At 60.8% G+C, this 7,613-nt stretch carries 6 protein-coding genes and 1 pseudogene; 3 read left to right on the forward strand and 4 right to left on the reverse strand.

Annotated elements, in window-relative coordinates; all coding sequences use genetic code 11:
• Window positions 1-52: 52 nt before the first annotated feature.
• The 3 genes and pseudogenes from ACFPOU_RS08435 to ACFPOU_RS08445 all read right to left on the reverse strand — a co-directional run.
• Window positions 53-2,629, reverse strand: coding sequence for a tetratricopeptide repeat protein (locus ACFPOU_RS08435; RefSeq protein ID WP_379719438.1), 2,577 nt, complete (start codon window positions 2,627-2,629; stop codon window positions 53-55).
• 95 nt (window positions 2,630-2,724) lie between these two features.
• Window positions 2,725-3,657: a DNA methyltransferase gene (locus tag ACFPOU_RS08440; protein WP_379719448.1), complete on the reverse strand. Its 933-nt coding sequence runs from the start codon at window positions 3,655-3,657 to the stop codon at window positions 2,725-2,727.
• 85 nt (window positions 3,658-3,742) lie between these two features.
• Window positions 3,743-3,964: pseudogene (locus ACFPOU_RS08445) on the reverse strand (site-specific DNA-methyltransferase); the annotation flags it as partial.
• 219 nt (window positions 3,965-4,183) lie between these two features.
• Between ACFPOU_RS08445 and ACFPOU_RS08450 the strand changes: the two are divergent.
• Entirely contained in the window at window positions 4,184-4,768 is a 585-nt protein-coding gene (locus ACFPOU_RS08450) for a hypothetical protein (protein ID WP_379719440.1), read from the forward strand.
• 13 nt (window positions 4,769-4,781) lie between these two features.
• On the opposite strand, the gene ACFPOU_RS08455 is transcribed toward ACFPOU_RS08450, so the two are convergent.
• Entirely contained in the window at window positions 4,782-5,495 is a 714-nt protein-coding gene (locus tag ACFPOU_RS08455) for a hypothetical protein (protein WP_379719442.1), read from the reverse strand.
• Between the two features lie 291 nt (window positions 5,496-5,786).
• Here ACFPOU_RS08455 and ACFPOU_RS08460 point away from each other — a divergent pair, with 291 nt between their 5' ends.
• Complete coding sequence (locus tag ACFPOU_RS08460) at window positions 5,787-6,785, forward strand: hypothetical protein (protein ID WP_379719444.1); 999 nt, start codon at window positions 5,787-5,789, stop codon at window positions 6,783-6,785.
• 41 nt (window positions 6,786-6,826) lie between these two features.
• A complete protein-coding gene (locus ACFPOU_RS08465; protein ID WP_379719450.1) occupies window positions 6,827-7,468 on the forward strand; it encodes a DUF1780 domain-containing protein in 642 nt (213 codons plus the stop codon).
• Window positions 7,469-7,613: the final 145 nt, after the last annotated feature.

The following is a 7,613-nucleotide window of genomic DNA, read 5'->3' on the forward strand; positions in this document are numbered from 1 at the left end:
CAAGCTATATGAAGAAGAGGGCGCGTGGCGTGGCGGGCCGTTTGAGCTGGTGTTAAATGGTCTCCCCAGTGCCCCATAGGCTTCCGCTTTCCCGCGCCTCGTCGAATAGCTGCGCCAGCGGTACCGTGAACGAGCGGTCACCAAAGCCCAGGAACGCGTCGTAGAGCACATAGCTTAGGTGCGATCGTCTCACCTGGCTCGGGCGGGTGTAGTTCTCCACCGCCCACTGCTTGGTGCGGGCCACGTCGATGCTGCGCTGGCAGCTTCCCACAATCGTGTTGGCCGCGTGCAGGGCCGAGACGTTCTTGCGCGCCCGGAAATCCACCGCGGCCTTGGCGCCTTGCCAGCAGAACGCATAGGTCTGGCCAACCGAGTACGTCGTCAGGGCGTTGTCGATCATCAGGAAGGTCTTCCCCCCGGTGGTCATCGGCAGGCCGCGCTCTTCCGCCAAGAAGCGCAGGTACGCCAGGCACTCGTGGCGCGCCATCTCGCGTGCCAGGTCGGGCGCCTGCTCGCGCCATGCTTCCGGCCAGCGCCCGGTCAGGCAAGCCTCCTCGGTCTCTCGAATCCTGTCCAAGGTCTGCGCCGGCAACTCCCAGTACAGCAGGGGAGGCGAATAGGCCGTCACCCGCGCGGGCGCCTGCTCGATCGTGAACGCTTCCGCCGGGCTTCTCGGCGAGATCCGCACCAAGCCCGCCCTCAAGAGCGAGAACAAGGGCTGCAGCAGCTCGGGAGTGGGCGCAAACGGCTGTTCCGTCAGTCCGAAGGGGAGCAGCACCAGATCCTGCTCCGCGCCACCACAAGCTCTGTACAACGCCAGCAGGTAGACCGCCTGCTTGAGCGTGATCTCGCCGATCGACGCGGGTGGCTCCGCGCCGCCGAAGCCCTGAATCGCCTGTCCAATGATGGCGGCCGTGCGCTCTGGCGCCGGCAGCAGCGCCAGCAGGTTGGAACGCGCGGCCGAATGCTTTGGATTCTTGGCCAGACACGCCTTATATGCTGCGATCGCCTCGTTCGGGCGGGAGGCGTAATAGCAAGCAAGGCCGTAATCGAACCAGACTGTTTCGGTCGGACTGAAGCCGGCCGCGCGGTAGACATCGACAATCCCGCTCATCAGCGAGTGGAAGCGCGTGTGCAGCTGGTAATGGAGCAGCGGTGCGCGCAGGTACGTGGCGCCAATCTCGTAGAGGTGGTCGCCCATCTCTTCCTCGCTACCGCGCGCTGCCGTCACAAGCTCGTTGATCATGCCTCTCGCGAATTGGTCAACGACCGTCTCATCGTTAAAAGGGGAGTCGTCGAAGATCGTGTCGTCGCTATAGGCCGACCAGGTGGCAGGCGCCTCGATTGCTCGCGCCAGGTCGAAGCGGGCGAACGACCGGCCCGCTTCCTCGAACTCCCCCGCTTCCATCATCGCCCAGGCGACATGGTGCTGGATGTAGGGGCTTTTGCTCTCGCGGCCGGCGGTCATGATCTGAGCGGATGCATTTTCGGGGGAGATGGTGGCGTAGGGGCCTTCATGGGTGCCGTAGAAGACCCGGAACAGGGCGCGGACGTCCGGATCTGCGATGGCGCCGATGATCCGCTCCTGCAGCCCCGTCAGGTCGGCCAGTGGGCTATACGCAATGGTTTGAGCGCCGACGTGGAAGCGGAAGCAATCCGGGTCGAGGGGCGACGACTGGTCGACCAGGGCCATGATGCCGTAGTGGCAGTGGACGGTCGCTACCGAGTCAGCCGCGGCTTCGATCGCTCCTGGATCGTTCTGCGCCAGCGTGACCTGTAGGAGCCCTTTCGCAGCGTGCAGCGCCTGCTCGCGCGCCTCGCCGTCATCCAGGTCGACCGTGCCGAGCAACTTCCTGAACGTGCACGCAGCGGCGTCGAGCTCACCAGCCCGGAATTGCATGTCCGCCTCGACCAGGGTGAGCGCGCGCTGCGTCTCAACGCTGCTCACGGCGCCCAAGCGGCGCACCAGCGCCAGCGCTTCGCCATGCCGGGACGCGTGCTGCAGGATCTCCGCGCCTTGCCACAGGTCTTCCGGTGCCGCGCCCTCGGCGTCGGCCGCCTCGCGCACCAGGGCGAGCAGTTCGTCCTCCTGATGCTCGGCCGCCCACAGCGCGCGGGTGTACCGTCGACGCAGATCGGCCTGGCCGGGGAATCGTTCATACCCCGAACGCACGGCCCGCAGCCGCAGCTCGGGGTCGATCAGGTAGCTGTCGGCCAGCTCGTAGAAGTAAGGCTGCGGGTGGGGTAGTTCAAGCAGCGCCCGGACATGAGCGTCGAGCTGCTCGTCGTACTCTCCCGTTCGGCCGTTTTGCTCGGCCAGGCTGTGAATGAGCATAGCCAGCGCCGGCGCCTCCCCGCGCCGCGGTGCGTCCTCCAGGTAGCGTGCTGCCGCAGCCCACTGATCGAGCTGGTAGCAGCATAGGCCCATCTTGCTGCGCACGCGCCACGAGGTGCCCCTGGCGGCCTTGTATGCCTGTAAGGCGTCCTCATACTGGCGCTGGACAAGCGCGGCGTCACCAGCGAGCTCGCACGCCAGGCGCGCAGGCGCATCGACGGGCGGTACCGGAGGCACATAAGCCCCGCCGAGGATGTCGGCGAGGAGGGCGGGCTCGATCTCTTGTGGGGTCATGGTGATGGGGTTGTTGCACTCAACAGGGGCGTCGCGAAATGGTACCCCGTATCCGGCGGCCGCGGGCGAATGCCGGCGGCGGGAATCGTGCGACGTTAGGCGCGGCCGCGCACCGCGTCGAATCCTGGGCTGATCTCGAAGCCTGGGGCGTCACGGAAGAGTTCCGCGCTGGGCCGGATGTAGTCGAGGATGTTCTCGGTCGTAAGCCAGCGCCGGCCGAGACGCTCGGCAGCCAGGGCGGTCTTGAGCGTGCCGCCGAAGTGATCCACGACCAGCTGCCCCACTTCGGTAAGGAAGCGGATGAAGAAACTCGGGATCGAGTGCGGGAATGGTGCCCCGTGGGTCGTGAAGCCCAGCTCGCGGGCGTGGCGTCGGTGCGCGGCCGAGTCTGCGCATTGGTGGCCATAGGCCAGCACGTTTCTCGGGATGGCGCCGGCAGTCGGGTTGCCGAAGCTGCCGTGATTGATGCGATACGCCCTATCGCCGAACACCGCCTGGCGCTGCTCGCCGCCGCGAGCGATCAGGGCTGCATGCCTTTCCGAGTGCGGCTGCAGAACGCGCCGGTTATCGGCATTCACACGCAGCGGGTCGGCCGCGAACCAGTACACCGGCTCGTAGGCGACATTGAGCTGGACGCGCTTTTTGCTCGCCCACTGGATCGGGCCGGGCGGCTTCGAGGCGTTGTACCAGACGAAACGATCCATCAGGTGCAGGCCCAGGCGATCGGTGATGGCCAGCACCAAGCGCTCGTTGTAGGTCGAGCGGGCGGGGCTCCAATTCATAAAAATGTCCTGGCTCACGTTGAGGACGACCGAGCCCTCGGGCGCCAGGTTCTTGACGATTGGCCCCAAGGAGCGGATCACGAAGTCCACATATTCCTGCTCGTCGACGTTCCCATATGCGCGAGCGCAGCGTAGAGGGTAGGGCGGGCTGGTCAGCGCCAGCATGATCGGTTCGCCCAGGTGCGGGAACACGGCTTCGTTCGAGCCCCAGATCGCGACGCCCAGCTTTGTCGAGAAGGCGACCATCTTCACACTGGCTTGGCTGATTGAGTTTGCGGCCGGCTTCCTCCGTCAAGCGCCACACGCTGCGCGCGTCGGAGGCCTTCTCGATCACCCCCATGGCCTTGAGATCCTGCTGGTACCAGCGAATTGCGCGCTTGATTGGACTGCGTTTTGTCCCGGCCTTCCCGATAGGCACCGTCGCGTCTAGCTGATCGATCGTGAGCCCAGCACGGTTGGCAACGTCCTGGTAGAGCGACTGGTTCGTGAGCTCGCCGTCGTGGGCGCTCGCATATGCGCCGGCAATGTGGGTGAAGAGGTCGAGCTGATTCATGGTAAGGAGCGAAGATTTCGATGGGCCATTGTATGGATCGGCACGCTGATCTCGCAACGAAAGGTGTGATGTTCTATAGCAAGGATGTAGAATTCGCTATCTTCTGACCGTATGCCGGTAACCGGTTCGACACCAAGGAAGGACACTGCACTGCGCAGCGTCCTTCTTGAGCCTGAAACAGTAGTCATGACGACTACAACTGAACGGACTAGAGAGAACATGCCTCCCACGCCCACGAGCTTTCTCGCGATTACAGTCGGCGAAATGTCGCCATTCCCGCCGCTACCAGCCGACCAGCTGACGGTCGCGATGTCGCTGGCCCATCCGATCCCCGTCATCATCGTCAGCCTGCCGGAGGTGGCGGACGACGACATCGCCAACATCATGGCGCCGCCACACGCGGTCGCGCTGCGCCGCTCGGCCGCTCTCCCTTCGGGCACCCTGCTGCTGGTGCTGAAGGTCAGCGAGACGGAGGTTTGGTCTATTGGCGTGCCGTTCCTCGACGATGCGGCGCGAATGCGGGCCTGGGCGAACGCGGAGGTTGAGACCAATGACGCGCTCGTGGTGCTGGTCGACGCCGGTACCCAGATCATCCGGGCGCAGCGCACCATCGGGTTGCCGCCGCGGCTGCTGGATATGGCCCGACAGGGGATGCTGCAAGCGCCACGGATCGACGAACTGGCGGCGATCGAGGAGATGGGTCGGTTGAGCGACCTGGAGATCTGGGAGCAGTCGACCCGCTGGCAGGATGTCGACAACAGCGGGTTCTTGACGATGGTAGCCGAGGCCCCCAAGGAGAAGTAGGGCACGACCGCGATTACATTGCGGGGGCGTCCGACTCCTCGCCTTCGTCGTCGGCGCTTGTATGGGCCAGCGGCTCGCCCAAGCCAGCAAGGCGCTCCTGGTGTTCGCTGTTGAGGGTAAAGCGCGCAGCGGCTTCCGCCTCCGATTTCGCCGCGCCTAGCGATGTCGGGCAGGTGCTCATCAGGGTGCCGTAGCGGCTACCAGACTTCCAAACCGTCTGCAGGCGGCGCTCGCCGCTGAGAAGCTCCCACTTCCCGCCATCATCGTGCGCACACCGGCGCCACTCGAAGGTCGTCATGGGCTCTGATGCGCACACCTCGGCCGCGACTTTCCGAACCATCGCAGCCAGGTGGCCGGCGTCGGCGCTGGTTACGGCAATCCGGCCTTCGGTACCAAACGTCTTGTCGGAGCCCCACATCGTTACACCCTTGACGTCGCCGCACGCCCGTACCTCCTCCAGTGTCAGCCGGTATATGATCTTGTCGCCTTCGCGTTGCGAGCGGTAGTTGATTGCGTGCATGAAGCACACCATCTTCGTGCCAGGCGTAGCGTTCACCGGTCGCATTGCCAGCAGCGCGTTTCCGTACATCAGTTTCGGGTCGGTCGACAGCGTATACCCCGGCGGCACGTGATCCTGCAGCGCCTCGACCAGGAGCTGGCGAACCAGCTTGGCGCGGCTTACGGTGAAGTACTGGTATTCGGCAGGGGTGACGGTGCTATCGAACATGGCTTGGCTCCTGAATGAGTAGAACTGCAGGCTACCGCAGGACGCCGAGCGTGGTTGCAGCTCGCGTGCGCACTGTAACGCTCCGAAATAGATGCGACGTTTTAGAATTACTGCGACTACCTTGCGTGAAGTAGCGAAGTCCACCCCTTTTTACTGAGTTACACTGGCAGCGACCAACTTCCGCAATCGGCCAAAAGCGGGCATCGATCATCTTCGGCAATGTGAACCGTGTTTACGGTGAAAACTCACTGGCCTATATAGACAAAGCAATTTCAAACGGGAGACCAGAGAATGGGCGACAATCAGAAACGTGGCGATGCACAACTTGATGATTTCGGGCGAGACTTCAAATCGCTGGAAGACTTGATTTGTCAGCTCCCCGGTGGCGCGGCAAAAACACCGATGCAAGTATTGGAAGCTGGCAAAGCCAGTGGTGTCATCAAGACTGCTCAGTTCATACAGTCGGCGCTGCTACTAAAAAGACAATCCTTTACGGACATGCCTTTGTCGGAAAGCACGAGGCTCTCCGAGCAGGAACTCAAAGAGCTGGACTATGCGTTGGCGCGAGGAGTTATTACGCCGACTGAGTTCGTGAGCAGATACAACCCTCCGGTCGAGCGGAAGCCAGTTGCTCGATCAGTGGGGATTGCAGCTATAGATGAGTTCCAGCTTTATTCCGACCATCTGCGAATTGGCGAGGAGCATGTCGAGCTATCAGATGTATCCTCAGTCAAATGCAGCGCCAGTACTAACTCGCTCAACCTTGTTCGTATGAGCAAGTCGACATACTGCACGGTCAGCTTCGTCAATCGGCCAACCATTCATTTGAACGAAAATAAAACTTACTTCCAAGATAAACGACACTCAGCAATCCACCGCTTCGGCTCGGCTCTGGCAGAAGCAACATTCAGTAACCGAGTGCTCAACCTATTCAAGCGCCTCAAAAAAGAAGGCCGCGTGCGGTTATCTGTAGACTACAAGCCCGGCATACTTGGAACCCAACCCGGTGTCTTCCTCACCGCGGATGGGCATCTGGAGACAAAGGAGATGCGGGTCAACTTGAAAAGCGCCCGAGAATCCGGCGAGATTCTACTTGGCGTAAACTACGGGGCACTCAACGGTATCAGCAAAGAGTACCGCGCTGATGAGATTGCTGTGTCACCGAACAAGATGACATGGTTCAAGCCGTTAGGCGGTATCGTCTTTACGCCGACAACAGTAGACCCAGACGTCGCTCACTATGCTGTCAACTGGTTTGCGCAACCCAACAACCGGTTGACAGCGCAATAGCGTCACCATGAAGCACTTGAAAGGATAAGGTCGTGAACGAAATGAACGAAATGGACGAAATGAACGGAATGGACGAGAAAATATTCATCCAAGATCGCATTGAAGCGCTGGAAGAATCTGTTGAATATTTTTCAAATCCGAAGAAACCAGAGCGCGAGCGTTGGGATGTCGAAACGTTCCTTGCTACGCTAGGAGTGACATTCAATGACGGAGACATTCGTTCTGCGACACCCGAGCAGGAGCCTGCTGACGTATTCTTCGGTGGCGCCGCATTTCAATGCAAAGAGATTCTCGATCCCGGCCGCCACCGACAGAGAGAGTATGCGCAACAGCTCGCTAACGCGCGGGTAGCAGTAAGAGCGGATGAACTTCTCTCTTCGTTCATTCCAAAGGATCTCATGCTGGCTGAGGTCTGTTACCTAGTCCTTGAACAAGTTAAGAAGTTGGATACCAAGTATGCGTCAGCAGATCAGAGCAAGACTAACTTGCTCTTCTACGTCAACCTTACGAACCGTTTCTTCACGCCGGGCCAGCTACCCGAGCTGGCGCAATTTACAACGCATGGGTGGTGCTCGATCAGCGTGCTCTTGAATAGCGGTGCTATCGTCCTTCACACAGCGCCGGATGCGCCGAATTACCTCGTTCACAATTCTGGTTTATTTATCCCCAGCGGCTCCAGCTAGTGGATCGACTTGCCGCTTTAGTTGATTAAAAGAAATATTTAAAAAAAGATTATTTTTACATGATGTGTGTTTAACCTATATTAGGTTCTTGCTACTCCGTTTTACCTCCATTGATCAGAGGGCAGGTCTTAAGAGCGCTTAACAA

The organism is Massilia jejuensis (assembly GCF_042656795.1).
In the GTDB taxonomy this organism is placed as follows: Bacteria; Pseudomonadota; Gammaproteobacteria; order Burkholderiales; family Burkholderiaceae_D; genus Telluria; species Telluria jejuensis.

Excerpts from the sequence above, each read along its gene's own strand:
- ACFPOU_RS08455 (WP_379719442.1), bottom strand. The coding sequence starts at position 5,495 with ATGTTCGATAGCACCGTCACCCCTGCCGAATACCAGTACTTCACCGTA.
- ACFPOU_RS08435 (WP_379719438.1), bottom strand. The coding sequence starts at position 2,629 with ATGACCCCACAAGAGATCGAGCCCGCCCTCCTCGCCGACATCCTCGGC.
- ACFPOU_RS08440 (WP_379719448.1), bottom strand. The coding sequence starts at position 3,657 with ATGGTCGCCTTCTCGACAAAGCTGGGCGTCGCGATCTGGGGCTCGAAC.
- ACFPOU_RS08460 (WP_379719444.1), top strand. The coding sequence starts at position 5,787 with ATGGGCGACAATCAGAAACGTGGCGATGCACAACTTGATGATTTCGGG.
- ACFPOU_RS08450 (WP_379719440.1), top strand. The coding sequence starts at position 4,184 with ATGCCTCCCACGCCCACGAGCTTTCTCGCGATTACAGTCGGCGAAATG.
- ACFPOU_RS08465 (WP_379719450.1), top strand. The coding sequence starts at position 6,827 with ATGAACGAAATGGACGAAATGAACGGAATGGACGAGAAAATATTCATC.